Raw genomic sequence first — 25,898 nt, 5'->3', positions numbered from 1 at the left:
GGGTCGCTTCTGACCCCGCGTTGCTCCTTTAAGGGTTTACTTGCCGGTGCCGGTATAAACGACGGCGGGAATCCCCGGAGCCTCCATACCCTCGCCGATGAAGAAGCCCGGATGCGGCGGCTGGTTGTACGCAACATTCTCGCGGGCAACAGCTGTCCGGTACACGGTGTCGTGCATCAGCGTCCTCAGCCGAACCTCGGTGGGAGCGGTGGTGGTGTAGATCCGCAGTTCGGAACTATCCGTGGACGGCCAGGCAATTTCTTCACGCCAGTCGCCCAGGATGTCGGCCTGGATGGACGGGTTGCCCTTGGTGGTGTTGATACTGCGGGCGCCGTCGGCGGTCAGGAGCCGATCACTGGTCTCCGTCTCCCAGTTCCACTTGGAAATGCTGGGGACGCCGCGGGAAACCGTGGCATCGTAGTCATGGTCCACGATTTCGCGGAGCAGGTCACCGTCCCACCAGGCCAGGAAGTTGGCGGCCGGGATCTTCTCAGCGATCAATTCACCTTGGGAAGACATTAGCTGCCCGACCGGCGAATCCCAGGCCGCGGACCCGCCGATCGCCCAGCCTTCAGCCCCTGCGTAGCGCGGATCGATATCTCCCGCGGCCCCGCGGCCGGTGTCCTTGATGGCCGGAATGCTCCAGAGCACCTCGCCGGTGGCGGCGTCCCGGAACGTTGCACCGCGGTTGCCACTCTGGCTCATGCTCTCGTGCACAGCGAAGGTTTCCAGTCCGGGCCGCGACGGGTCCAGGTCACTGGTGTGGATGGCGTCGCCGTGGCCGAGCTTGGTGTTGTAGAGCGGCTTGCCGTCGTCATCAATGGTCATTGAGCCGAAGACGAACTCGTCCTTGCCGTCCTGGTCAACATCGGCCACGGAGAGGTTGTGGTTTCCCTGCCCCTTGTATTCGTCGCCGGCCAGGTTCGAATCGAAAGCCCAGCGCTTCACCAGTTTCCCGTTGACGAGGTCGTAAGTGACCAGGACAGTTCGCGTGTAGTAGCCGCGGCTGAACATCATGGACGGCCGTTCGCCGTCGAGGTAGGCCGCGCCTGCCAGGAAGCGGTCCACCCGGTTGCCGTAGTTGTCGCCCCAACCCGTGACGGCGCCGCGCTCGGGCTCATAAGCCACGGTGTCCATGATGGTGCCGGTTTCACCCTTGAAAACTGTGAGGAACTCGGGACCGGACAAAACGTAGCCCGCCGCGTTGCGGAAGTCGGCGTCGGCGTTTCCGATCACCGTACCTGCCGCGTCCCGTGTGCCATCTGCGGTCTTGAGGGAAACCTCGGCCTTGCCGTCGCCGTCGAAGTCGTAGGCCAGGACCTGCGTGTAGTGCGCACCGGCACGGATGTTGCGGCCCAAATCGATGCGCCACAACTTGGTGCCGTCCAACTTATAGGCGTCCACATAGACGTTGCCTGTGTAACCGGACTGGGAGTTGTCCTTGGCATTGGACGGCGACCACGTCTGGATGACCTCGTATTTGCCGTCGCCGTCAAGGTCCGCCACGGTGGCATCGTTGGCCGAGTAGGTATAGGGCTTACCGTCGGGCGTGACACCATCTGCCGGCTTGTCCAGCTTGATGGCCAGATAGTTCTGCGCCAGCGGCTTCACGGCTTCGGTCAGCTTGTCCTGGCCTTGACCATTGCCCACAGTCTTGATGACGTAGCTCGAGTCCGCCGTGCCGTCCGGGTCCACCAGCATGGTGGCGTTGCGGAGGGGTTCAGGAGTGATGTTGACCCCGTCCCGCAGAACTTGGAAAGCAACGGTGTCCTTGTCCAGGCCCAGCATGCGCCAGCTCACCGTGACGCCCTGGTCAGTCAGGACGGCCACCGGTGCACGGTCCAGGTTTTCCACTTGGCGCTTCAGGGCTGCTGTATCCGTAGTGGCAGGCACGACGGCGGGAAGGTTGGCTTGCGCTGCCTGCGTCGGTTGGGCGGGGGCTGCTTGGGCCAGCGGAACTCCCGTCAGTGCGATGGCGGCGGCAGCGAGCGAGGCGGAAGCCGCAAGAGGCACGGCCCTCCACGCACGGCCACGGGGAGTGCGATAGGAACATTTCGAGGGGTGGTCCAAAGAACATCTCCTTTGATGCTGGGCGGCAGGGGTTCTGCGCGCACCTGTGATTGGAACGTTTCACTCCTGCACCGCATTGCCAGCCGAGCTTGATGGGTGGTGATGTGGTTGGGTGAGAAAACGCTTTCCGCCAACAAGATTTACCAGCGGTTCCACAGCATCGTCAAGGGTTTGACAGGAAATGACTGGGAGATTTCGGTGCTATTTGTGTGAAGTTGTCCGAAGCGTTTGGGGAAGGGCAGGCCCTGGAGGCGCGCTTGGCCAGCCCTTCACCACCCACTTTGACGTTGACTCAACCCAGAATCAACCACATTGCGTTACATTCTGGACCCCTGACCAGCAAAGCCAGTGAGGACGGCGCACCGACGCCGCAGCTGGCAGTGCACACCGGAACCTGGCGTCCGTCGCTTGGGTAGTCCGTACGGTTACACGGCGTAACCAGCAACGTGTAATCGGTCACACTTCTCCGGATTCGCTTGTCAACCATGGCGGGCACCATGAACCATGAATGAGGGAATTCGTTCCCATACAAGCTGAATCAGCAATCCTCACCGACGAGGATGCGGCCCCGGGCGAAGAGGCTTGGGGCTGTTAACGGCCTGAGTGAAAGTACTGACAATGACGACACATACTGACTCCATCACGCTGAAAATCTGGGACAAGTCGGCCATCGACCACACGATCGATGCTGCCGTTCAGTCCCTCTCACACAGGGCAGCTGCAGAAAACTGCGGAATCGCAGTGACCCTCAGCGGACCCAAAACCTTCACCGTGAGCCTGAGCCGCTAAGCAGCTCACACACAACGCAAGAGGACGACGCCGGAACTCACCGGCGTCGTCCTCTTGCGTTTAAGCGCCCGGCCGAGTTGAAGCGCCCGGCCGAGTTGAGGCGCCCGGCCGCGTTTAAGCGCCCGGCTGAGTTGAGGCGCCCGGCTGAGTTGAGGCGCCCGGCCAAGTCCCCGGGGTTATCCGTTTTCCCCGGCGTTGCGCGGCGGGCCTCTCGGACAAGACCGGCATTGGGGCGGGAATTTGGGCATAAGTACCCCGAAACCCCTCTTCGTGACGCCATTCCTCAAGTCCTGAGCAAACCTTGATATTTCCTTGACGCTTTGCCTGCGCGTTTCTTGCGTTGGCGTTGGAACTCTAAGTGAGTCAACGCTTCAACGCTCGAACGGAGGGATCACAATGCTCGCGGAAATCACGGAACAGACGGCCTACACCCACTCACTGGCAACGGCCACCGTTCCGCGCGGATCCCACCGCGCAGCCGGAGGCGTGGTCACCGTCCTGGTTCCGGCACACAACGAATCCGCCGGCATCACCGAGACCCTCACATCGCTGAACAACCAGACCCGCCGCCCGGACCGCATCATCGTCGTCGCGGACAACTGCACTGACGACACCGAGGCCCTTGCGCTTGCCCAGGGCGTAGAGGTCCTGCGGACCGTCGGCAATAAGGACAAGAAGGCCGGAGCCCTGAACTTCGCGCTCAGCGAGCTGCTCCCACAGGCCGACCCCGAGGACCTGATCCTGGTACAGGATGCGGACTCGCAGCTCGCCCTCGACTTCATCGAGAACGCCACCAAGAACCTGTTAGCCGACGAACTGCTCGGTGCCGTGGGTGGAGTGTTCAGCGGCGGTCCCGGCGGTGGTTTCGTGGGACACCTGCAGCGCAACGAGTACGCTCGGTATGCCCGCGATGTGAAGCGTCTGCACGGAAAGTGCCTGGTGGTCACAGGAACGGCAGCACTGTTCCGGGTCAAGACACTCCGTGACGTGGTCTCAGCCCGGCTGGAGGGCACACTTCCTCCGGGCAACGGCAGGGGCGGCGTGTACGACACCTCGGTCCTGACGGAGGACAACGAACTCTCTTTTGCCCTGTTGACCCTCGGCTACCGCATCGCATCCCCGTCCAACTGCACGCTGGTCACGGAGGTTATGCCTACATGGCGCGAACTCTGGGCACAGCGGCTTCGCTGGAAGCGCGGCGCTGTTGAGAACTGTGTGCAGTACGGATGGACCAAAATCACCAGGCCCTACTGGGGACGCCAGTTCCTGTCCATGATCGGCGTGGTGGTGACGTTGGCCTACTTCGGCTCCATCATCTTCGCTTTCACCAGCGGAACGGGCCTGAACCTGCACCCCTTCTGGATAGCTGTTACTGCAATCTTCGTCCTGGAGCGCATCGTAACCCTGCGTTTCCGGGGCTGGAGGTACATGTTGCTGGCCGCAACCATGTACGAAACCGTCATAGATATGTTCCTCCAGGCTGTTCACGCCAAGGCGTACCTGGATGCAGCACTCAACAGAAAGAAAGTTTGGTAATCGACTCATGTACAACAACCCAGCAGCCCCCCTCGCAGGAGCCACCGCAGCCGGAATGGGCTCAGGAGCACTCGCAATGACCGGAGCAGGAGATCTCTTCTGGTTCGCACTGGCTGCTTTCGCCATGCTGGCACTCGGTCTCGCAGTCAAGAGGATCGTCCCCGTCAGGGCACAGAAGAACTAACCAGGCCTGGCAGTCCCGCAGTTGCGTCGCTTACCCCCAGCGCGACACAACCGCGGGTTTGTCATTTAACCCTCAGTTCTTAGGCGATGAGGGCTCAGGTGACCGGAGCCGAAACAGCCGAGAACTTGGCCACCGTGGTGTAGCCGGTTTTGGTCCCTGTAACCCTGACCCTCATAGTGTCCGCCTGATCAGCGCTCACCAGGGTGTAGGTCTTGGCCGTGGCTCCGGTGATCGCAACACCGGAGCGGTACCACTGATACGTCAGTGTGGTTCCGGAAGTCCAGGTACCCGGGTTGGCCGTCAGGGTGGAGCCAACACTTAAGGTTCCGCTGATGGTGGGAGTGGGTGCCACCAGGGTTCCAGCGACCACTGTGGCCGTTTGCGCTGATTCCTTGGTGGTTGTTGCGTAACCGGTTTTGGTGCCGGTCACCCGGACGGTCAACTTGGCGCCTTGGTCGGCTGCAGCGAGCACCCTCGTGGCAGCCGTCGCTCCGGAGATCGCCGATCCATTCCTGTACCACTGATACGTCAGGGCAGTCCCGGTGGTCCACGTTCCGGGGTTGGCTGTGAGGGTTGAACCAACAGCCGCCGTACCTGTCACCGTAGGTGTTGGAGCCGTCAACGGAATCCCCGGGACAAAGGAGAAGTCACGGATGGTGACCGTTTCAGGAGCGACATGGGCTGCATCCCCGCCGCCGCCACCAGTTACCCAGAGGTTGAAGTGGATCTGCTCATTGGCCGGAAGCGGCACCGTGGATCCTTGCAGGATGGTCTTTTTCAGCAGCGTTCCGCTGTAGCCCTCCCCCGCGAAGGTTTCAAAGGTCAGCTTGCCCGGTTCCCAGACCATCCTGTGGGTAAGGATCGGGGCGTTCGTGACATCAAAGGTGACGGTGTTGTTGCCCTCGCCCGGAGGTTTGGTGGCATCAAACCAGTAGCCATGGCCTTGAGTGACCGGCCAATCCTCACCGTAGGCAGCCCCACCGCCCCAGGCGGATGCTTCACAAAGGTCAATCTCTGTGTATCCCGGTTCCGCCGCAGGATCGTATGTGAAAAGGCAACCCCACACCACTTCTTTCTGCAGCGCGCTGACGTCCTTCTCCACCGTGGTGCTGTACGTGCCATAGCCGAAGCCTTCACGGGTGGACTGGAACTCTGCTCCCTTTGGCGCAGAACCCGTGGGATTGCTGATGGAAAGCTTCACATACCCGTTGGCGTCAGGATTGCTGACGTTGTTGGCGTCCCAGCTTGCGTTGTACATGGGCGCTCCGCCCCAAAAACGCTTTTGCCAGTTGAAGCCTTTCCAAGCAAAGCTGCCCACTGGCCCGGGATCCTCAGCCATCGGAGTGGTATCCGCTGCATGTGAGGGGCTGATGCCCGTGAACATTGATAAACCGACCGCCATGACGACGGCCAACCCCATTACTTTTGTTCCCCCGGATGGAAGGAGCCTCATTGACAATGCCATAGCTGTGTCCTCCTGCTGATGCGCCCAGAAACATCTCCGGCTATTGCCGGAGACCGCAGTCACGTTCCACCCCCGAGGAACGTGCAACTCCTCGATTATCAAGTAGCGGGAACGCTGCCGGAAGCGAAACAGGCATGAAAAATGACTGTTTCAACATCAATTGGATAACGGTGGAGCGTCCCGGCAGTACTCTGGACAGATCCGCACCTCCTAAGACAGCCCGCCACCACTACCTGATTCAGGAACTTCATGGCCATTCGCAGTGCAGGAATACTCCTCTACCGAACCGGAGGCGGTGGCGAATTACAACTGTGGATCGCCCACATGGGTGGCCCATTCTGGGCACGGAAAGATCAGCATGCCTGGTCCATTCCCAAGGGTGAATTTCCTGACGATGAAGACCCCTTGGTTGCCGCAAAACGCGAGTTTACCGAGGAAATCGGTTCCCCGCCGCCTACAGCCACCTACGATTTGTTGGGAGTTTTCCGGCAGCCCTCAGGGAAGCTCATCACTGCATACGCAGCCGAAGCGACGGACTTCCAGCCGGAGCAGATCAGCAGCAACACCTTTCCCATGGAGTGGCCCAAGGGCTCAGGTGTCATCAAGGACTTCCCGGAAATCGACGATGCCCGCTGGTTTGGATTGGTCGAGGCGCGGACCAAGCTCGTCAAAGGGCAACTCCCGATCATCGACGCACTGGTCCGGCACCTTGGCAGGACTTCCCTATAGAGCCGACCACCCGCCGTCGGACGCCAAAATGGCGCCGTTGACATTGGTGCCGTCCTCACTGAGCAGGAACGTGATGGAAGCAGCCAGTTGTGCTGCTGTGGCTGGAGTTGGAACTGTGGCCTGCATCAGCGGCCCGAGGCGTTCTGCCGCAAGCTGGGAGCCCCAATTGGCCACGATGTTGGTGATGGTGGGCCCTGGAGCCACGGCGTTGAACCGCAGTCCTTTGGGCCCGTACATCACCGCCGAGTTCTTGGTAAGGCCAACTACCGCGTGCTTGGATGCCGTGTAGGCAGCGCCGGCGGCAGAACCACGCAGGCCTGCCTCGGACGCAACGTTCACTACAGACCCGGTTCCGGCTTCGAGCATGAGTGGCACCACTGCGCGGGTCAGGCGCATGAGCGAGGTGACGTTGATGCGGAAGACGCGTTCCCAGAGCTCGTCATCCACCTCATGGATGGGAGCGAAGTTGTCCATAATGCCGGCAACGTTGGCCAGGGCATCCACCTGCCCGCCAGCGGCTGCCACTACCGCGGCTACGGTCTCCTCAGTGGAGATGTCGCCGGCTACGGGCACCAGATCAAGTCCTGCGTTCTCTTCAACCAGGGCATCCAGGCGGTCCTTGCTGATATCGGCCGCGACGACCTTGCCGCCTTCCTTGGCTATGCGCAGAGCGGTGGCCCGGCCGATTCCCGACGCGGCTCCCGTGACGATGATGGTCTTGCCGGCAAAGCGGCCCGAGGTGATGGCCTCCTGCCATGAAGCGTCGTTGCCCATGATGTCCTTCCGGTGGTTGCTTGCTGGGTGGTTGCTTGCTGGGTGGTTGCTGGTGGTTGGAACCATCTTATGACACTCTGTGTCATTATGTAAGAGTGAATACTGGAGGGATGACTTCGGAAGATGCCAAACCCCCGCGCCCCAGCGGTCGCCCCGCCACCATCGACCCCGACGCCGTAGCCGGACTCGCCTTGGACCTGTTCGCGGAGCACGGGTATGAGAACACCTCCATGGAAGACATCGCCCGGGCCGCCGGCATCGGCCGCAAGAGCCTCTACCGCTACTTCGCCAGCAAAGCGGACCTGGTCTGGGGCGGCACCGAACCCGTGGTCGAAGCCTCAACACTCGCCTTCGGCTCGTTCCACGGGCCGGGAAAGTCCGACGGCGATGTGCTGGCCGGGCTGCGCACAGCAGCAGTCGCCGGGGTCGCGGTCATCCCGGACTTGTCCGTTACCCGCGGACGGCTCCGCCTGATTGCCGAGCACGCGGAACTGACCAGCCGCAGCTATGAGTCTTTGGCGCCACAGCGCGAGCGGGCCTTGGCCTTCCTGATCGAGAACGGCCTGTCCGACTCTGCAGCACGTTTCCTGAGTGCCGCATACCTCGCCGCGACCTTCGAGGCCTGGATGCAGTGGGCCGCCGGGTCGGATCCGGATCCAGTGCCGTACCTGATAGCAGCGCTCGAGGTGTTGAACGTTCCCCCGCGCTAGCTGCTCTTCCTGGCGACGAATTGCCGGATCCACTCCACCGTCTCAGGGTGATCCAGGTGCAATCCATGCCCTGCACCGGGTACGCGCACCAGTACCGAGCCGCGAATGTGCTCGCGGAGCAGGAGTGCATTCGGCAATGGTGCCAAGGCATCCTCGGTGCCATGCAGGATCAGCGTCGGCGCTTGAACCGATCCGAGGTCACGCCAGGCATCGTGTTCCCGGCTGGCTTTGAAATGACGCGCTTTGGCCCAGGCCGAGGCTGGCGAGTTGAAGAAGGTACGTGTCGCCACGGGATTGGCACCCACCCATTCGGCATCGAAGAAGAGCGGCTCAAGCCGTGACATGTCGCCGCCGACCAGGGCTTCCAAAGCTGCCTTGTCCGGTTGCGTTCCGGCAGCCGGCCATTTCCCGCCACTCGTTGCGGCGAGGATCAGGGTACGGACCTTCCGGGGGTAATCCACAGCCAGCCACTGGGCAACCCGCCCACCCATGGAATGGCCGTACACGTGTGCTAAATCGGCTCCGGCGGCATCCAGGACTGCAGCAGCGTCCTCGGCGAAGAGCCGCGTGGTGTAGCGGTCCGCTTCACCCTTCCCACTCCGCCCAATCCCCCGGTGATCAAAGCGGATGACGCGGTAATGGCGGGACAGAAGCTCCGCCGTCGGGCCCCAACCGTCCATGGATGTCGCTTGTCCTGCGATCAACAGCATGGGCTCGCCGTCGCCTTCGGAAGTCCAGGCGAGTTCAGCGCCGTCGGGGGCTTGCGCAAAGTTCACCGTGCCACAGTATCCGGCAGGCATTCAAAGCGCTGCGGCGTGGGCCACAAGGACCTTACTCCGCAGTGAAAATGTCCTCAATGGCACACCCAAACGTCCGGGCAATGAGGAACGCCAGAGGCAACGAGGGATCGAATTTCCCCCGCTCAATGGAGATGACAGTCTGCCGGGAAACCCCCAATGCCGCCGCCAGGTCCGCCTGTGTCCAACGGCGTTCGGCGCGGCGCTCGGCTAGGTTGTTCTTCACTTCAGCGCGCGGTGGCGAATGGCCACGTATCGCAGTCCAGCGTCAACCGCACTCAAACCAACGAGACCGAGAAGGACCGGAAGCGCGTCGATCTCCAAGCGGCCGATGGTCAGCACCAGGGCAGCAACGATGGTGGCGACCAGCACGTCCAGGAAAGCCCCGGCACCAGCCTGGCGCATCCACTGGAGCTCCACACTCTGCTCGCCATGCGGATCACGGGTAACGGTGTGGCGTGAAACGAAGACCTTAATGCCGAGCGACATCGCGGGGTAGACGGCACAGAGGGCACCAATCCCGGCAGCGAGCCAGAAATCGCCCGGGTTTGATGCTCCCACCAACAGTGCGACGGCGATGGTCAGGATGGCGCCGAGGATGACAGCAAGGACGTAATGATGGATCGGCGCACGCTTCGACGTAAAGGAAACTTTACTCATGGCTGAAGTAAAGCACCCTTTACTTTGGGGGACAATGCTTGATGCATACTTCTCGCGCTGGAGCTAGCGTTGAAGGATGACCACCGAGTACAGGTACGACGTCGAGGTGCTGCACCTTTTGATCTCGCCGGCCCACGCCTACTTTGGCCGCGCCAGGGAAGGCGCCGCCGACGTTCCCACCACCGATGCCGGGCAGGCCGAGCTGGTGGCAGGCAAAGGAATTGTTGGCGACAGGTTCTTCGGCAAGGCCGCGCACATGGATGCCGCCGTGACGCTTTTTGCCGCAGAGGCGTTGGAAGCGATCGCCGCTGAACTCGGGGCCGGGCCCTTCGACCCCCTGCTGACACGGCGCAACGTTGTCCTTCGAGGAGTGGAGCTGGCTCCTTTGCTCGGTCATGAGTTCACGATTGAGTCCGGTGGAGATGTGGTGCGGCTCAAGGCCGGGAGGCCGGCACACCCCTGCGCCTGGATGGATCAAATGCTTGCCCCGGGGGCCCACAAAGCAATGCGCGGGCGCGGTGGCGTCCGGTGCCAGGTTGTTGCGGGTGGGCTGCTGCACCGAGGACCGGCTGTATTGATCAGCCCCGTCGCCCTGGATCCGGGCAAGGCAGGCGAGGCAAACGTGCTGCGGCCGTCGCGACTGCCCTGATCATTGTCCGCAAACCATAAGGGACCTGTCTTTCAGGGTTGTCCGCGCATAAGGTAAATGCGTGAAGAGATTGAGCAAGAACGCCCAGGCCTTCGCCGGGTCTGCTTTCGCTGCGCTATTCCGGGCCATCAAAGTAGTTCGTCCCAACAGACCCAACCACCCCGAAGGGGTCCATCTTGTGGGGACCCTGGAGAGGGACGGACTTCCGCTCCGAGCATCGGGAATCCCATGGATGGACATTGCCGGAAGCAACCGGGTGGAGGCACGAATCTCACGCTCGCTGGGAATGCCGGGTTCTTTCCCGGACATTATCGGCCTGGCTGTCCGCATCACCGAGCAGGACAAACGGTCCGACGTGCTGCTCGCGAGCACGGGAGCCACGGGACTTGGGCGCTTTATCCTCAGGCTCCGCCGGGATGCCGCATCAGCAATCTTCACCACGATGATGCCCTACGAATCGGAGGCGGGCCCTGTCCTGATAGCGGCAAGGACCATCGAAGGGCCGCCACAGCTGCCGGCCGAACCACGCGCGTTCCGCTCGTATCTTGGCCAACATCCTTGGATCCTCGAACTCCATCACGCAAGCCCGTTGGGACCGTGGACCAGGTTTGGAAGGTTGACTCTCACCCTTGCTGATATCCACGGCAATGACACTGCCGCAAGATTTGATCCGGTCCTGAACCCGCTTCCAACAGCCGGGACCTACGGCTGGACCAAGCGACTCCGGGAACCTTCTTACGCCGTGGCCCGACGCCGCGTCCAGGACCGTTAGCTTCCTGACCCTCTTTGCCGCCCCAGGACCGGCTATTCAACCCTCCCAGGTTGGAAACCAGCGGTCTGACCGGCAAACAAGGTCAGGAAGCCGTACCCGTTGCTTTGAGCCACTCCCCCGCAGCCTCGAATTCGTCCAGCCGCCGCATTGCCTCCGCCACAACAGAATCCCGGTTGGCATGAAGCCAAGCCGCCGCGCCTTCCTCGTCGCCGAACAACCCGTCGTCTTGAGCGTCACGGCTCTGCTCAATCACGAACCGCCAAAGCCGTCCACGCGGGATCCCGGCTTCGGCCAAGGCTGCGCCCTTCAACAAGGTAGTGCCTGTTACGGGTTCGCTGCCCAGCCGTTCAGCTTTTGCCAGCCAAGTGGGCAGATGGTTGACGCCCTGACGTGCGCCCGGCCCGCGTCCCTCTTTGTCAGCTTCCACCAGGCGCGCCCAGTCCGTTATGGACGGTCCACCGTTCGCTTGGTTCAGGCGCCGTATCAGCCTCCGGACTGCCGAATCACTGATGGCGCCTTGGGGACCTTCCGGGGTGTGGCACATGTGTTCCCGGATGAGCGGCAGGATCTTGTCTTCGTATCGCCCGGGCGCTCCGATCCGGCGCAGGAAATTCCGGGCGGGCTCAACCCCAGTGACGTTGTGCCCGTTGGAAGTGATCCGGCCCTTTGAATCGATGGTGGTGGAAACTGCCTTGCCGAAGTCATGGGTGATGGCGGCCAGTACCAATGCTGCGGTTTCATCGGCGCCCAGATTGTCGCGCCGGGCGATCAGGGCTGCTTGGTCGCCGGCCAATCCGAGGTGGATGTTCACATCGCCTTCCGGATGCCATTCCGGGTCTTGCGGAACGCCCCTTGTCGCAGCCAGTTCCGGGAAGTGCTCTTCCCAACCGGACACGAACAGGGTGTCCAAAGCCTTGGAGATGAACGTCCCTTTCGAGGCGAGTTTGTAGAACTCACCCCAAATCCGGGCCTTGGGCAGATCCACGAAAGCCGGTGCCAGGCTGCGGCACAGGTGCGCCGTTTCCGGGACCAGCCCGAATCCGAACCGGCCGCTGAACTGCATGGCTCGCAGCACCCTCAGCGGATCATCACCAAACGCCGGGCTCGTGTGGCGAAGGATTCCCGCTGCCAGGTCGGCCTGTCCCCCGAACGGGTCCACAACGGTCCCGCTCAGTTGGTCCCAACCCATCGCGTTGATGGTGAAGTCCCGCCGGGCGAAGGCTTCGGCCTCGGACTCCTGGCGCGGCAGCGAAACGTCGAAAACCTGGCCGCCCAGTGTCGCAGAGACTATCCCGAAGTGCTGCCCCACCTCCATGACGTGGCCCGGGAGCGCCGCTGACACCTGGGACGTGGTCAACCCATAGACCTCAATGTCGATGTCCTTCGAATCCACCGCGGCACCGCTGGAACGCGAGAGCAACGCGTCCCGAACAGAGCCTCCAACAATCAGCGGCCGGCCTCCGGCAGCTCGCAGGCAATCGAGGACCTGCCGGGCTTCGGGAGTGAGCTGAAGGAGATTGGGAATAGTTGTGATGGCCTCAAGTCCTAACAACTCATAGCGACGGACAACGAGAGTGTGCCCACAACAAATCTAGGGCTCAAAAGCCACCGGCGCCGCGAACTGGGCCTCGTACAGCCGCGAGTACGCCCCGCCCGAGGCCAGCAGCTCAGAGTGTGTCCCCTGTTCCACAATCTGCCCGGCTTCCATCACCAGGATGAGGTCCGCGTCCCGGATGGTGGAGAGCCGGTGCGCGATCACAAAACTGGTCCGGTCAGAGCGCAGGGCATTCATGGCTTTCTGCACCAAGACCTCGGTGCGGGTATCCACGGAGCTGGTGGCTTCATCAAGGATCAGGACGGATGGACGCGACAAAAAGGCCCGGGCGATGGTGAGCAGCTGTTTCTCGCCTGCCGACACATTGCCGCCTTCGTCATCAAGCAAGGTGTCGTATCCCTCGGGCAAGGACCTAACAAAGCGGTCCACGTAGGTGGCCTGCGCCGCCTCAAGGATGTCGTCCTCGGAAGCAGCGGGCCGGCCGTAAGCGATGTTGTCGCGGATGGTCCCGCCAAACAGCCAGGTGTCCTGGAGGACCATGCCCATCCGGGAACGGAGTTCCTGCCGCGACAGCGAGGTGATGTCAACGCCGTCGAGCGTTATTCGTCCTGAATCCAGCTCATAGAACCGCATCATCAGGTTCACCAGCGTGGTCTTGCCCGCTCCAGTGGGCCCAACAATGGCGATGCTCTGCCCGGGTTCGGCGACCAGGCTGAGGTCCGTAATCAGGGGCTTGTCCGGCGAATACCGGAAGGACACGTTCTCGAAGACGAGCCGACCGCGGGTGGGGCCGGACCGCGGAACAGCATCCGGCTCGGCAGACTCTTCTTCCTCGTCCAGCAAGGAAAACACCCGCTCCGCCGAGGCAACGCCGGATTGCAGCATGTTCGCCATGGACCCCAGCTGGGCCAGGGGCATGGTGAACTGCCGCGAGTACTGGATGAAGGCCTGGACATCACCCAACTGCATGGAGCCGGAGGCAACCTGCAGGCCACCCACTACGGCGATCCCCACATAGACAAGGTTGCCGATGAACGTCATGGCCGGCATGATCAGGCCACTCACAAACTGCGCGCCGAAGCTCGCCTGGTACAGCTCGCCGTTCTTCGCCCGGAACTTCTCCTGCACCTCGTTCTGCCGTCCGAACACCTTTACCAGCGCGTGCCCGGTGTATGTTTCCTCGATCTGGCCGTTGAGTTCGCCGGTATTCTTCCACTGCGCCACGAAAAGCTTCTGCGAGCGCTTGGCGATCAGCAGCGTGGTCCCTACTGTCAGCGGAATAGTCACCAAGGCAATCAGCGCCAGGACCGGCGAGAGCAGGAACATCATCACCAGCACCCCCAGCACGGTCAGCAGGGAGGAGACCACCTGGCTGATGGATTGCTGCAGGCTTTGGGAGATGTTGTCCACATCATTGGTGACCCTGCTCAGCAGTTCGCCGCGCTGGATGGAGTCGAAATAACGCAACGGCAGGCGGTGGATTTTCGCTTCAATCCGCTCCCGGAGTCGGTATACGGTTCGCTGCACGACGCCGTTGAGCACGTACGCCTGCATCCAGCCGAACGCCGAGGCCAGGACGTACAGCACCAGCGCCCACAGCAGCACGGAGGCCAAGGCGCCAAAGTCGATTCCGACGCCGGGCGTCAGGTTCATGGCGCTTAGCATGTCTGCCTTGCTGTCCTCACCTGAAGCACGAAGCCCTGCGATCACCTCGGCTTTGGAGGCGCCTGCGGGCAGTTCCTTGGAGACGACGCCGGCGAAGATCAGGTTGGTGCCTTCGCCCAGCAACCTGGGCCCAATCACGGACAGGGCAACACTGACCACGGCGAAGACCAGCACCAGCGTCAACCACAGGCGTTCAGGCCGCAAGGTGCCCAACAAACGCCGTGCTGATGCGGAGAAGTTGGAGGCTTTCTCGGCCGGAATGTTCATTCCGGCAAAAGGACCTCCGCGGCCGGGACCCATGGCCGGCCGCTGCGGTCCACGGGGACCAGCTGATACGGCACTCATGCCGCCTCCTCCGCAGCGAGCTGGGAGGACACGATTTCCTTGTACGTTTCGGACGTCTCCAAGAGCTCATGGTGCGTTCCGCGTCCAACGATCCTGCCGTCGTCGAGCACCAGAATCTGGTCCGCGTCCGCGATGCTGGAGACCCGCTGCGCAACGATTACCAGCGTGGCGCCGTTGGTGTGGCGTTTGAGGGCCTGCCTGAGCCTGGCGTCGGTGGCGGTGTCCAGGGAGGAGAAAGAGTCGTCAAAGATGTAGAGCTCCGGCTGTTTTACCAACGCCCGGGCTATCGCGAGCCGCTGGCGCTGACCACCGGAAACATTGGTCCCGCCCTGTGAAATGACGGCGTCCAGGCCTCCTTCCATGTCCTCCACGAAGTCCCGGGCCTGGGCTACTGAAAGCGCCTGCCACAGCTCGTCCTCGGTGGCATCGGGTTTACCGTACTGAAGGTTGCTGCGGACGGTCCCGGAAAACAGGTAGGGCCGCTGCGGCACCAGCCCTATGTGGCCCCACAGCAGGTCCGGGTGGAGCTCGCGGACGTCCACCCCGTCCATCCTCACGGACCCTGTTGTGGCGTCGAAGAGCCGCGGCATGAGGTTCACCAGTGTTGTTTTGCCCGCGCCGGTGCTGCCGATGATCGCGGTGGTCTCCCCCGCGCGGGCGGTGAAGGACAGCCCGTCCAGCACCGGTTGTTCGGCACCCGGGTAGGCGAATCCGACGTCGTGCATTTCCAGTTCGCCGCGGCGGATGCCGCCCGTAACAGGGTTCGACGGCGGTTGGACGCTTGACGCTGTTTCCAGCACCTCGCCGATCCGGTCGGCAGAAACGGACGCGCGCGGGATCATGACGGCCATGAACGTTGCCATCATGACGGACATGAGGATCTGCATCAGGTAGCTCAGGAACGCGATCAGGGTGCCCACCTGCATGGAGCCGTCCTCGATCCGGAACGATCCGAACCAGATGACCGCCACGGACGAAACGTTCATCACCAGCATGACCACAGGGAACATGAGCGCCATCAAACGTCCGGCCCGGAGCGCGACGTCGGTGACGTCGTCGTTCGCTTTGCCGAACCGGGCTGCCTCCAAGTCCTCGCGGACGAACGCCCGCACCACGCGGATGCCTGTCAGCTGCTCGCGGAGAACCCGGTTGACGGCGTCGATCCGGACCTGCATTTTGCGGAACAGCGGCACCATCCGCGTCACTATCAATCCCACGCCCACCAGCAGCACCGGCACGCACACGGCGATCAGCCAGGACAACTGGGCATCCTGCCGGACGGCCATGATGACGCCGCCGATGCTCAGCATGGGAGCCGCCACCATCAGCGTGCAGGCCATCAGGACCAGTTGCTGCACCTGCTGGACATCGTTGGTGGAACGGGTAATCAGAGACGGCGCCCCGAACCTGGTGACCTCCTGCTCCGAGAACTCCCCCACCCGGCTGAAAATTGCCTCGCGGAGATCCCTGCCCATCCCCATGGCAGCCTTCGCCCCGAAGTAGACCGCAACCACGGCACACGCGATCTGCAGCAAGGTAATGAGGAGCATCAGCCCGCCCATGCGCAGGATGTAGTCCGTGTCCCCGGTGGCCACACCGTTGTCAATGATGTCGGCGTTCAGCGTCGGAAGGTAAAGCGAGGCGATGGACTGCGCCAGTTGGAACACGACGACGGCGATCAGCAACCGCTGATGCGGCCGCAGGAATCGAACAAGTACCTTCCACAGCATGGGTTCTCCGAGCCAGAGCGTTGTGGGCCGAAGGCCAGTTTACGTCTGGTTGCTGCGGGCAACTAGAGAAAAGTGAGGGGTAATGTCAGGGACTCCCTCTCTCCGTTGCGGCCACATACCGTCGAGGTAGCAATATGCCGGAACCACTGAGGAGAGCAATCATGGAAAAGCGCACACTTGGCAGCGGCGGCCTGGAAGTTTCCGCGATCGGCATGGGATGCATGAGCATGACCGGGGGCTACAGCGAACGGCCTGACCGCGCGGAAATGATCTCGTTGATCCGCACGGGCGTGGAGCGTGGCGTGACGTTCTTCGACACCGCCGAGATCTACGGGCCCTACGCCAATGAGGAACTGGTCGGCGAAGCACTGGCCCCGTTCAAAAATGAGGTGGTCATCGCCACCAAGTTCGGTTGGGACATTGACCCCGCCGAGCGGAAGCCAAGCGGAAAGGTCACCAGCCGCCCCGAAGTTATCAAGGAAGTAGTCGAAGGATCGCTTCGCCGGCTCGGCGTGGATGCCCTGGACCTTTACTACCAGCACCGCGTCGATCCGGAGGTCCCCATCGAGGACGTTGCCGGCGCAGTCAAGGACCTCGTCGACGCCGGAAAGGTCAAGCATTTTGGCATGTCGGAGGCCGCTGCGGGCACCATCCGCCGGGCACACGCGGTCCTTCCCGTAGCCGCCGTCCAGAGTGAGTACTCGTTGTGGTGGCGCCGACCCGAGGAAGAAGTCCTGGGCGTGTGCGAAGAGCTGGGCATTGGATTTGTCCCGTTCAGCCCGCTGGGCAAGGGATTCCTGACCGGCACCATCAACACCTCCACCACCTTCGAATCCGGCAACGACATCCGCAGCACCATCCCCCGCTTCACCCCGGAGGCCATGCAAAACAACCAGGCCGTGGTGGACCTGCTCGCCGGAATTGCTCAACGAAAAGGCGCGACGCCGGGCCAGATCGCCTTGGCATGGCTGCTGGCACAGAAACCGTGGATCGTGCCGATTCCAGGCACCCGGAAACTGCACCGCCTGGAAGAAAACCTGGCCGCGGCCGACGTCGAACTTTCACCCACCGAGCTGGACGAAATCGAGGCGGCCGCGGCGAAGATCACCGTGGAGGGCGGCCGTTACAACGAGGCCGGCGAACGGATGACCAACCTGTAGCGGAGATCAGTCGCTGATCAGCTGAAGCGCACCGAGCTTGCCCGCGAACAGGAGCGCGGCGTCGCTGAGTTCATTCTCGGCAGCACGGCGTGTGCCATCGACGTCCGCATTCAGTACCGTCGGGGCGAAGCGGATGTGCGTGGCGTCCTCAATGCCCACAAAGTTCAACCAGTCGGCAAAGAAGGTGCTGCTGAAATCGGAACCGAAGGCCGCCGGAACCCCGGGAGCGTAGACGCCGCTGCTATGGATGGCCAGGGCGTGCTTGCCTTCCATCAGTCCGGTGTAGCCCTTTTCGGGATCGAACCCGAAGCTCCAGCCTGGCTGGGTGATGATGTCAATCCACTGCTTCAGTACATACGGCACGCCGGAATTCCACATGGGGATGTTGAACACGTAGGCGTCCGCGGCGGCAAACTGGTCAAAGACCGCGCGGGCGGATTCCCAGGCTGCAATCTGATCCGGAGTTTGGTCCTGGCCCGTGAAGATTGCCATCTTCGCGGCAGCCGCGGTGCGGCCGAAAGCCGGCAACGCGCCGTCGTCGAACAGGTTCAAAGTCTCCAGTTCGAACGTCTCCGTAGCTGCGGCTTGGACAGAGTCGATGAAGTGGCGGGCCAAGCGCAGCGAATCGCTGTTGGCGTACCGGGGCGAGGCGTTGATGTGGAGGATGGAGGGCATGGTTTCCTTTCAGTCCAGGGGGTTGTTTTGACCCCTCCTCGATCCTCACCCGGAGGTGTCACGCAGCGTAAGAACGCACTTTATTGTGCCTAGGGCACCTCCACGTGCCTGCAATGATGAGGGCATGACACTCACAGCCGACCAGAGCCGCCGGGCAGCACAGCACCACTACAACGCCTCCCTGGAACTCTGCCCTGCCCGCCAACTGTTGGAAGCCATCAGCAGCAAATGGGTGACTTTGGTGATGCTCGCCCTGGAGGAAGGTCCGCAGCGGCACAGTGAACTTCGCCGCCACATTCCCGGAGCCAGCCAGAAGATGCTGACCTCCACCCTCCGAACGCTCGAGCGCGATGGCCTGATAACCCGCGAGGTCACAGCTTCCGTCCCGGTCCGGACTGACTATGGGCTCACTGACCGTGGGCGATCCTTGCTTCCGATCATTTTCGACTTGAAGGAATGGGCCGAGGACAACATGGATGCCGTGGCGGCCTCGAGGCAGCACCACGACCGTGCCAGCGCACACCCTGAACAGTAGGCTGGAAACGTTCGTGTTGAACCGCATCGAAGGGACTTGAGTTTTGGCTTACATCACCGTCGGAAACGAAAACAGCACTGAGATCGAGCTCTACTACGAGGACCACGGGACCGGCCAGGCAGTGGTCCTGATTCACGGCTACCCCTTGGACGGATCCTCATGGGAGAAGCAGACCGCCGCACTGCTCGACGCCGGTTACCGCGTCATCACCTACGATCGCCGGGGCTTCGGCAAGTCCAGCCAGCCCATTGAAGGCTACGACTACGACACCTTTGCGGCGGACCTGAAGACCGTGTTGGACACCCTTGACCTGAACGACGCCGTCCTGGTGGGCTTCTCCATGGGAACCGGGGAGGTGGCACGCTACATCAGCACCTACGGTTCAGCCCGTGTTGCCAAGGCAGTCTTCCTCGGTTCGCTGGAACCTTTCCTGCTAAAGACAGATGACAACCCCGACGGCGTCCCGCAGGACGTGTTCGACGGCCTCGCCTCGGCAGTCACCGCCGACCGCTACGCGTTCTTCACCGACTTCTTCAAGAACTTCTACAACACGGACACTTTCCTGGGCACGGACCGCCTCAGCCAGGAAGCCTTGGATGCCAGCTGGAACCTCGCCAGCAAATCCGGTGCGTTCGCCTCGGTTGCGGCCCAGCCCACGTGGCTCACCGACTTCCGCGCCGACATCCCCAAAATCGACGTCCCGGCCTTGATCGTCCATGGCACAGCTGACAACATCCTTCCCATCGACGTCACAGGACGCCGTTTCAAGGACGCGTACCCCAGCGCTGAATACCTTGAAATCGAGGGTGCGCCGCACGGCCTGCTGTGGACGCACGGAGCCGAGATCAACGAGGCCCTGCTGGCTTTCCTCAAGAAGCCTATTTCTTGAGCCGGAGTTTCAACGCCTTCTTGCTGTGACGTAGATATTCCTCTTCCGTGGCGTCGGCGGCATTGCGTTCCATGGCGTGCAGCACGCCGTAAGTAAACGCAGCGCTGCTGACACCCGGAGCTGAGCCCAGTTCGAGCAGCTCCGCACGGGACATCACACTGTCCTGGTGATCGCCCAGGATGGACTGGACTCTGTGGGCCGCGGCCTCAACCTTGGTGGCCTTTCCGCCGTGAACACTCTCCACGGCAGCGGCGGCGAAACGCAGCTTTTTGGCTGACTTTCGGACCTCGTGAAACGCCGTGTCGCGTTGAGGCCCGACGGCGGAAGCCACCGCCGCGTCATGGCGTTTGCCCAGCCGCTTGACGGCTTTGTTGACGAGCTTCGCCGTCGTTTTCCGAGCCGGCTCCTCCCCTCGGGCTGTCACGGGTGGAGTGGCGATGAAATCCTCGAGTTCGTCCAGCAGCCGGAAATAGCGGGGGCCGGTCAACCGTTCTTTGATGGCTGCCATCGCGGTGTCCGCCCTCACGGCCATTCGCTGGTCCAACTCATCGTGGAGCGGACCCAGGACCAGTTTTCCGGGAAGTTCATCCAGCTGTGTCTTCAAGCGTGCGTGCAATACTTCCGTATCGCGGTACCGACCCAGGGTTTTGGCCAGGGACTTCAGTGCTCCCTCCAACTCCTTTACGGGCGTCTCTTCGAAGAGCGAGCGGTATGAGTGCAATACGGACCGGAGACGGCGGATCACTGAGCGCATCTGATGGACTGAGTCGTCCCTGCCCAACCTCACATGGGCATCCTGTAGGAGCAGATCTGCCACCTGGGACTGGAGATAGCTGAGCACCGGAGCAACGGCCGCATCCTGGCTGACGGAATCCTGTTGGGCTGTTCCCTTGGTATCAGGCCATGAATCACCCAACGCGGTAGCCAGTTTGGAGGTCCGTTCACTGGGTTTCGCTCCTGCCTCCGAGAGTTGTCCGGTGAGGCTGTCCAGCAGGGCATCATCGGCGCCGTCCTGCTCAGCCAGCTCCACTTCCCACTCCCGCCACTCCACCTCACGGGGCTCCCCGACTGACACGCGGGCGCGCACGTAGTCATCAACGAAGTCAGCCAGTCGTTCACCGTTATGCCCGTACAGGGCGTAGCTGGTGCGTTCCGTGGTGAGGGTGGCGACTGCTGCCATGGCATGACCGCGGGTGTAAGCCAGTACCCGGTCCATCAATTCCAAGGGAACGGTGTCTGCTGCGCCCAGCGGAGCATGAATTTCCGTGCGCTTTCCCGGGCTGAGGGGCAACTTCAGGTGCCATCCGGCGACGGGTCCGCCTGTGCGGCGGCGCAGGGTGATACCTCGGGCCGCCAAGTCAAGGTGGCGGGTATCGAAATAGATGGCTTCCAAACTGTGGATTGCCGGTTCACCTACTGCCCCCACGCCGTCGATCTTCTCAAGTGCAGGCAGCGGGGTGGATTGCCCGGCGTCGAATTTCCGCTCGGACTCCACGGTGCTGGACGTTGCCATGGCTGTCAGGACTCCCTTCCGGGTAAGCCGGAGGGCCGGCCCGTGATGGTGGCCGGCCCTCGGTGGAGCTATCTATTGGTGCTGTATCCAGTGTGAGCCAGTTCCACGCTTCGCGCCAGAGACCGGCCGTCCGCTACAAACCCGGGGTTCGCGGCTGCGGCGGCTCAACCGGCCCGTCGGCTGCCGAAGGCGCCGCGAGGTCCGGATCAACGGGCGGGTTGTCAGCTGTTGCTACCGAACCACTCCCAAAGGTTTGCCCGGTGTCATCCACATCGCCGCCCGATACCGTGCCGCGCCAAGCCCCGGTTTCATGCCCCTGGGCCTCGATGAACTTCTTGAACTTGTCCAAGTCGGCGCCCACCCGCAGCTCATCCACGTGCAATGCGGAGCCGGCCTTTTCGGCAAGGCCTTCGGGCTCCCAATCGATCGCTACAGTCACGCGGGTGCGGACATCCTCCAGCGGTTCAAAGCTGACAGTGCCTGCGTTACGTGGACCATCGACGCTGGCCCAGCTGACCAGCCGGTCAGGGACCTGCTCGATGATCTGGGCGTTGTACTCCCGCTTCACTCCGCCAACATTTGTGGAGAAGTGGAGGGCTATGTCGTCAATCTGTTCCACCGACTCCACGCCGTTCATGAACTCCGGAAAGCTCTCGAACTGGGTCCATTGGTTATAGGCGACTGATACAGGGACATCTACTTCGATTGACTTATTGACCGTAGCCATAGGTTTTGCTCCTTCGATCGTGTCTCGGGTGCTCACGCGGTAATACTGGTGGCGCGCCAGCCAGCTGGCTGCTTAACCAGTGGCGCGCCTGTCTAAAGCGCGCCAGCCAAAGCTCTTAGCCGGCGTCGAAACTTTCTTCGTCATCGTCGTTGGGTGACTCTTCCTGGGGCAGGTCATTGCCGCTGCCGTCCGGCAGGTCTCCATCGTTGCCGTTGGGCTGGATGGACTGCTCGGTCAAATACTGCTCGTCGGTTCCGCCGTAGCGGCCCGCGCCGGGTTCGCCGGAGCTGTCGGAGTCTTCCGGGTCCAGATGGCTGAGGTTCGGGGCGCCGGCACCTTCTCCGAGGGCGGCTTCCTCGATGTCTTCCTCCACGCGGGGCTGGGCCTGGCCTCCGCCGGCTTCCTGCTCTGCCGTAGGAGTGCCGTAGCCTCCTACTTCCTCTTCCGGTGTGGCGTTCTGCTTGTCCATGTGACCTGTCCTTTCCCTGAGCGGTGAACGTGTTTTATGGAACACTTCGAACCTATAAGGCCCCTTGGTGGCATGTCCATGCCTTTGACGATAATAGTCAGCAAACTTAGTAAAAGGCTATTCGGTACCTTAGGGTTCCACCATGAGCCAGCAGGCTGGACGCCGTGATACCGAGGAGCGCAAGGGGTTTCCACCGCACCAAGGAGGGTCCTCGCGCCAGGAAGCATGAGGACATCAGCGGGGCGCTACGCAGCTCTGTTCAGGAGGGCTGCGGGACCTGGCATCCACCTTGCGGATCCAGCCCCGTGTAATTCAGGGGGCCCGCAACGATATTCAGGGCTATGGTGGCAAACTGTGAGCACTGCGCAGGCGGGGTGCTGAAATAGCCCCGTTGGCCGGCCGCAATTGCGCCGATAATGAGCCAAACTACAACGATCAGCCCGATGATTGAACCGATACGCATTATTCTGCCAATCGCTAAACTGACAACTTTCGAAAATTAGTGGTTAACGCCGAATACGGCTTCGCCAAGAGCGCAGCCGCGGACTGGTAACTTTCCGCCCGCGGCCGCGCTGCTCCGATCAATCCGTGGGATTGGGTTCGGTGGTCAGACCACGGTCGTCCGCGGTCCCTTCGTTCTTTTCTTCTGCCGGCCCTGACGGGTTGGCTGATTCGCTGGGACCCGCGTCGACGGCGTCGTCCGGACTTTCCGACGACGAATCACCTACAGGTACCTGATTGCCGGTGTCCGGCGTCCCGGGATCCCTTGGAATAGGATGTCCGGGCGTGGTGGTTCCATCCCGAACCTGTGCAAAACCGGCAACCTCGTTGGGGTCAGTTGTCATACGCGCGACCGGCCCCGGCCCAGTACCCAGCCGATCAAGGCCAGTACCAGCAGGATGATTCCCACCCACAGCAAGAAGCTGAGGGCCTGGTTGAATCCGCCCACCAGGAGCAAGATGATCGCGATGACACCGGCGATTATCAAAAGTGTATTCATTGAGCTACGCATCCCTTCAATAACTGTTGTCTATTCAGGAAGGCGTCCGCTGGTACTCCATTTCTGAAGCGCCACCCATGCCAACGGGCACCGATCGGAGAATTTCTCCTCCATATCGCTTACGTACCCCCACGGAATTAGGTTCAAACCGAAACCTTTGCCCGCGAGGGGCACGTACATAGCATCATGATAGGCGCGCAGCCCGCCGGCGCGAAGTATTTGGACAGGAAACTTAGAACCCCTTTGTGGAAAATGCTCCGAGTGCCCTGCTGATCTCCAGAGCGGTGCCCGCGGCAGCCTCGCCGTACTCCTGGTACTTGGCGGGCACAATTCTGCTTGAGGGCCCTGAGATGGAGATGGAACCAGCCGCTACCCCGCCGGAGCCCAACAGGGGCACCCCGATTGAGGTGATCCCCGTACTAAGCCCTTGCTCGTTGATGGAGTACCCCCGCGCGCGGGTGTCCACAATCATTCCGCGGAGCTGCGCGGGATCAACCACCGTTTGCGGCGTCAACGCTTCCAACGGTCCGGCCAGATACTCGTCAACGAATGCCTCGTCGGCAGCTGACAAGTAAGCCATGCCCGTTGAGGATGCGTGCATCGGCAGGCGCGATCCCAGAGGCAGGAAGGCCCTCAGGACGTGCGGGGTATCGAGCCGCTCGATAATGAGCATGTAGCCGCGGTCCGGGACGGCAAGATGAACCGTCTCCGTGGTGTCCAACTGCAGCGCATTCAATGGCCCCATGGCGGCATCCCGAATCACCGATCCGCTGCTGCCACGGCTTGCCACGGCGAAGGCATGGTTGGTCAGGACCCACTTCCCGGCCTGGGCCTCGGACTGTGCCACCCAGCCCAATTCGGCCAACGTCCTGAGCATTCGGAGGACGGTGGCCTTGGGCACGTCCACTTCACGGCTGAGCTCGGACAATCCTGCCGGCTGGTTGTCCGAGACCGCCTCCAGCACCCTGATGGCCGTGACGACGCTTTGCGTGCTCATGCACCCCTCCTGCTTGACCGGCTTCCCTCAGTGCCCTACATTACAGGCGACTTCCCAAAATGAACCGATGGTTCATCCAGTGAACCGATGTAGTTTGATTGGAGAACGGGCCTATGGAATTACAGATACTCGCCTTGGCCATCTTTGTAGGCGTCTTCGTCCTGGCCACCCTGCGCAAAGTGCACATTGGAGTGCTCATGTTCGCAGCGGCCGCAGGAGTTGGCGTCTGGATGGCAGGGATGACCATCGAGAAGGTGGTGTCAGGATTCCCCATCGGGATCCTTGTCCTGCTGGTCGGGGTGACCTACTTTTTCGCGATCGCCCAAGCCAACGGGACCATCGATCGCATCATCGAGATGGCCATCGCCAAAGTGGGTGACCGCGCTTTCTTCCTGCCCGTGGCCTTCTTTGCCCTCACAATCGGCATCTCCGCCATGGGCTCACCGTTGGCGGGACTGGTCATGGCCCCCATCGGCATGCCACTGGCCAAGAGGTACGGCATCGACCGCATGCTCATGGGCCTGGCCATCGGTTCCGGCCTCAGCGCCGGTGGATTCGCACCCACCAGCCTGTTCGGCATCGTCACCTACGGCACCGCCAGGGCGGCCGGAATCGACCTCGATCCACTGGTCCTTTTCAGCGTGGCGCTGGGCACCAACATCCTGCTGCTGGGGGCCGCCTATGTGCTCTTCGGCGGGTTCAAGCTGCTCAACACCCGCACGGCTGACGGGTTCGGCACCACCGTGCCGCGCTTCAGCGCAAGCCGCCCGACGCCGTCGCACCCTTTTGAGCGCGAAGGCAACATTGCGCGGGGCAAGCTGGCCGCCCAACAGTCCGTCCAGGTCCTGGACGAACCGGCCCCCACGCCTCAGCCTTCACGGCTGGACCGCAACCAGATCATCACCGTGCTCTGCATGGCCGGACTGGTTGTCACCGTCATTTTGATGTCCGTCCTCGGCGCCAGCCCGGACATAGGCGTCCTGTGCTTCGCGTTCGCATCGGTCCTCACGCTGTGCGATCCCCTGTCCGGCAAGTCAGCAGTGGCCAAAATCGACTGGTCCACCGTCCTGCTGGTGGGCGGGATCATCACGTTCGTCGGAGTCCTTCAGACCATGGGAGCCGTCGCTTTGCTCGGTCAAGCAGCCGGCGCCGTCGGGACGCCGTTGCTTGCCGCACTGGTGATTTGCGCTATCGGCGCCCTCGTCTCCGCGTTCGCCTCCACTACCGGGATGCTCGCTGCACTGGTTCCGCTTGCACTTCCCTTGGTGGCTTCCGGGGACGTTGCCGGGTGGGCTGTCATCGCCGCGCTTGGCGTGTGCTCGTCCATTGTTGACGTTTCGCCGTTCTCCACCGTCGGCGCCACCTTCGTGGCCACCGTGGACGCCGACGAGCGTCCCCGCATCACCAAGCACCTCACCCGCTGGGGGCTGTCCATGGTGGTGGCCGGACCACTACTCCTGGTAGGCGCCCTGGTGCTGCCATCCAGCCTCTGAACCCCTTACA

General features: G+C 62.2%; 27 protein-coding genes. 11 read left to right on the top strand and 16 right to left on the bottom strand.

Annotated features, from left to right (window positions below; translation table 11 throughout):
- Positions 1 to 36: 36 nt before the first annotated feature.
- Complete coding sequence (locus M1D51_RS03845; RefSeq protein WP_458108602.1) at positions 37 to 2,070, bottom strand: rhamnogalacturonan lyase; 2,034 nt, start codon at positions 2,068 to 2,070, stop codon at positions 37 to 39.
- A gap of 618 nt (positions 2,071 to 2,688) precedes the next feature.
- Between M1D51_RS03845 and M1D51_RS03840 the strand changes: the two genes are divergently transcribed.
- The 3 genes from M1D51_RS03840 (at position 2,689) to M1D51_RS03830 (ending at position 4,579) form a co-directional block, all read left to right on the top strand.
- Positions 2,689 to 2,859: a hypothetical protein gene (locus tag M1D51_RS03840; protein ID WP_198318270.1), complete on the top strand. Its 171-nt coding sequence runs from the start codon at positions 2,689 to 2,691 to the stop codon at positions 2,857 to 2,859.
- Between the two features lie 396 nt (positions 2,860 to 3,255).
- Positions 3,256 to 4,395 (top strand): glycosyltransferase family 2 protein, encoded by a 1,140-nt coding sequence (locus tag M1D51_RS03835; protein ID WP_458108601.1) that lies wholly within the window; start codon positions 3,256 to 3,258, stop codon positions 4,393 to 4,395.
- A 7-nt stretch (positions 4,396 to 4,402) separates the two neighbouring features.
- Positions 4,403 to 4,579, top strand: a complete 177-nt coding sequence (locus tag M1D51_RS03830; RefSeq protein WP_172325873.1) for a hypothetical protein — start codon at positions 4,403 to 4,405, stop codon at positions 4,577 to 4,579.
- A gap of 94 nt (positions 4,580 to 4,673) precedes the next feature.
- Here the strand turns inward: M1D51_RS03830 and M1D51_RS03825 are convergent, their stop codons facing one another.
- A complete protein-coding gene (locus tag M1D51_RS03825; protein ID WP_458108600.1) occupies positions 4,674 to 5,837 on the bottom strand; it encodes a hypothetical protein in 1,164 nt (387 codons plus the stop codon).
- Between the two features lie 456 nt (positions 5,838 to 6,293).
- Between M1D51_RS03825 and M1D51_RS03820 the strand changes: the two genes are divergently transcribed.
- A complete protein-coding gene (locus M1D51_RS03820) occupies positions 6,294 to 6,773 on the top strand; it encodes an NUDIX domain-containing protein (protein ID WP_458108599.1) in 480 nt (159 codons plus the stop codon).
- Here M1D51_RS03820 and M1D51_RS03815 read toward each other — a convergent pair.
- Positions 6,768 to 7,547 carry an SDR family NAD(P)-dependent oxidoreductase gene (locus tag M1D51_RS03815; protein ID WP_458108598.1) on the bottom strand — a complete coding sequence of 260 codons (780 nt, stop codon included), beginning with the start codon at positions 7,545 to 7,547 and terminating at the stop codon, positions 6,768 to 6,770. The genes M1D51_RS03820 and M1D51_RS03815 overlap by 6 nt on opposite strands.
- A 110-nt stretch (positions 7,548 to 7,657) precedes the next feature.
- On the opposite strand from M1D51_RS03815, the gene M1D51_RS03810 reads away from it, so the two are divergent.
- Positions 7,658 to 8,257 carry a TetR family transcriptional regulator gene (locus M1D51_RS03810; protein ID WP_172325173.1) on the top strand — a complete coding sequence of 200 codons (600 nt, stop codon included), beginning with the start codon at positions 7,658 to 7,660 and terminating at the stop codon, positions 8,255 to 8,257.
- Here M1D51_RS03810 and M1D51_RS03805 read toward each other — a convergent pair.
- From M1D51_RS03805 to M1D51_RS03795, 3 genes are read right to left on the bottom strand one after another with little or no spacing between them, the layout of a single operon-like run.
- Positions 8,254 to 9,033: an alpha/beta fold hydrolase gene (locus M1D51_RS03805; protein WP_458108597.1), complete on the bottom strand. Its 780-nt coding sequence runs from the start codon at positions 9,031 to 9,033 to the stop codon at positions 8,254 to 8,256. The genes M1D51_RS03810 and M1D51_RS03805 overlap by 4 nt on opposite strands.
- A gap of 55 nt (positions 9,034 to 9,088) precedes the next feature.
- Entirely contained in the window at positions 9,089 to 9,280 is a 192-nt protein-coding gene (locus M1D51_RS03800) for a helix-turn-helix transcriptional regulator (protein ID WP_458108596.1), read from the bottom strand.
- The gene (locus M1D51_RS03795) at positions 9,277 to 9,714 is read right to left on the bottom strand and encodes an ATP synthase subunit I (protein WP_172325176.1); all 438 of its coding nucleotides are present in this window, start codon (positions 9,712 to 9,714) and stop codon (positions 9,277 to 9,279) included. The genes M1D51_RS03800 and M1D51_RS03795 overlap by 4 nt, the downstream gene beginning before the upstream one ends.
- Positions 9,715 to 9,790: 76 nt before the next feature.
- On the opposite strand from M1D51_RS03795, the gene M1D51_RS03790 reads away from it, so the two are divergent.
- Together M1D51_RS03790 and M1D51_RS03785 are read left to right on the top strand one after the other, a co-directional pair.
- Positions 9,791 to 10,363, top strand: coding sequence for an MOSC domain-containing protein (locus tag M1D51_RS03790; RefSeq protein WP_458108595.1), 573 nt, complete (start codon positions 9,791 to 9,793; stop codon positions 10,361 to 10,363).
- 61 nt (positions 10,364 to 10,424) lie between these two features.
- Complete coding sequence (locus M1D51_RS03785; RefSeq protein WP_458108594.1) at positions 10,425 to 11,135, top strand: hypothetical protein; 711 nt, start codon at positions 10,425 to 10,427, stop codon at positions 11,133 to 11,135.
- A gap of 82 nt (positions 11,136 to 11,217) precedes the next feature.
- On the opposite strand, the gene M1D51_RS03780 is transcribed toward M1D51_RS03785, so the two are convergent.
- The 3 genes from M1D51_RS03780 to M1D51_RS03770 are packed head-to-tail and all read right to left on the bottom strand — an operon-like array spanning position 11,218 to position 16,430.
- Complete coding sequence (locus M1D51_RS03780) at positions 11,218 to 12,687, bottom strand: CCA tRNA nucleotidyltransferase (RefSeq protein ID WP_458108593.1); 1,470 nt, start codon at positions 12,685 to 12,687, stop codon at positions 11,218 to 11,220.
- 39 nt (positions 12,688 to 12,726) lie between these two features.
- Entirely contained in the window at positions 12,727 to 14,700 is a 1,974-nt protein-coding gene (locus tag M1D51_RS03775; RefSeq protein ID WP_458108592.1) for an ABC transporter ATP-binding protein, read from the bottom strand.
- Entirely contained in the window at positions 14,697 to 16,430 is a 1,734-nt protein-coding gene (locus tag M1D51_RS03770; RefSeq protein ID WP_458108591.1) for an ABC transporter ATP-binding protein, read from the bottom strand. The genes M1D51_RS03775 and M1D51_RS03770 overlap by 4 nt, the downstream gene beginning before the upstream one ends.
- Positions 16,431 to 16,591: 161 nt before the next feature.
- On the opposite strand from M1D51_RS03770, the gene M1D51_RS03765 reads away from it, so the two are divergent.
- Positions 16,592 to 17,590 (top strand): aldo/keto reductase, encoded by a 999-nt coding sequence (locus M1D51_RS03765; RefSeq protein ID WP_458108590.1) that lies wholly within the window; start codon positions 16,592 to 16,594, stop codon positions 17,588 to 17,590.
- Positions 17,591 to 17,596: 6 nt separating this feature from the next.
- Here M1D51_RS03765 and M1D51_RS03760 read toward each other — a convergent pair whose 3' ends face one another.
- Complete coding sequence (locus M1D51_RS03760; protein WP_458108589.1) at positions 17,597 to 18,265, bottom strand: FMN-dependent NADH-azoreductase; 669 nt, start codon at positions 18,263 to 18,265, stop codon at positions 17,597 to 17,599.
- A gap of 124 nt (positions 18,266 to 18,389) precedes the next feature.
- On the opposite strand from M1D51_RS03760, the gene M1D51_RS03755 reads away from it, so the two are divergent.
- Positions 18,390 to 18,800 carry a winged helix-turn-helix transcriptional regulator gene (locus M1D51_RS03755; protein WP_458108588.1) on the top strand — a complete coding sequence of 137 codons (411 nt, stop codon included), beginning with the start codon at positions 18,390 to 18,392 and terminating at the stop codon, positions 18,798 to 18,800.
- A 43-nt stretch (positions 18,801 to 18,843) separates the two neighbouring features.
- Positions 18,844 to 19,689, top strand: a complete 846-nt coding sequence (locus M1D51_RS03750) for an alpha/beta fold hydrolase (RefSeq protein WP_458108587.1) — start codon at positions 18,844 to 18,846, stop codon at positions 19,687 to 19,689.
- Here the strand turns inward: M1D51_RS03750 and M1D51_RS03745 are convergent.
- From M1D51_RS03745 to M1D51_RS03720, 6 genes are all read right to left on the bottom strand, one after another.
- A complete protein-coding gene (locus M1D51_RS03745; RefSeq protein ID WP_458108586.1) occupies positions 19,679 to 21,202 on the bottom strand; it encodes a CYTH and CHAD domain-containing protein in 1,524 nt (507 codons plus the stop codon). The genes M1D51_RS03750 and M1D51_RS03745 overlap by 11 nt on opposite strands.
- Before the next feature lie 133 nt (positions 21,203 to 21,335).
- Positions 21,336 to 21,929 carry an SRPBCC family protein gene (locus tag M1D51_RS03740; RefSeq protein WP_458108585.1) on the bottom strand — a complete coding sequence of 198 codons (594 nt, stop codon included), beginning with the start codon at positions 21,927 to 21,929 and terminating at the stop codon, positions 21,336 to 21,338.
- Positions 21,930 to 22,044: 115 nt separating this feature from the next.
- Positions 22,045 to 22,398, bottom strand: coding sequence for a hypothetical protein (locus tag M1D51_RS03735; protein WP_458108584.1), 354 nt, complete (start codon positions 22,396 to 22,398; stop codon positions 22,045 to 22,047).
- A 581-nt stretch (positions 22,399 to 22,979) separates the two neighbouring features.
- Complete coding sequence (locus tag M1D51_RS03730; protein WP_458108583.1) at positions 22,980 to 23,243, bottom strand: hypothetical protein; 264 nt, start codon at positions 23,241 to 23,243, stop codon at positions 22,980 to 22,982.
- A complete protein-coding gene (locus M1D51_RS03725; RefSeq protein ID WP_017200690.1) occupies positions 23,240 to 23,398 on the bottom strand; it encodes a hypothetical protein in 159 nt (52 codons plus the stop codon). The genes M1D51_RS03730 and M1D51_RS03725 overlap by 4 nt, the downstream gene beginning before the upstream one ends.
- A 232-nt stretch (positions 23,399 to 23,630) precedes the next feature.
- Positions 23,631 to 24,395: an IclR family transcriptional regulator gene (locus M1D51_RS03720; RefSeq protein ID WP_458108582.1), complete on the bottom strand. Its 765-nt coding sequence runs from the start codon at positions 24,393 to 24,395 to the stop codon at positions 23,631 to 23,633.
- 113 nt (positions 24,396 to 24,508) lie between these two features.
- Here M1D51_RS03720 and M1D51_RS03715 point away from each other — a divergent pair, with 113 nt between their 5' ends.
- Positions 24,509 to 25,888, top strand: coding sequence for an SLC13 family permease (locus M1D51_RS03715; protein WP_458108581.1), 1,380 nt, complete (start codon positions 24,509 to 24,511; stop codon positions 25,886 to 25,888).
- Positions 25,889 to 25,898: the final 10 nt, after the last annotated feature.

Source organism: Arthrobacter sp. R3-55 (assembly GCF_054161505.1).
This window is presented reverse-complemented; position numbering and strand designations above follow the sequence as displayed.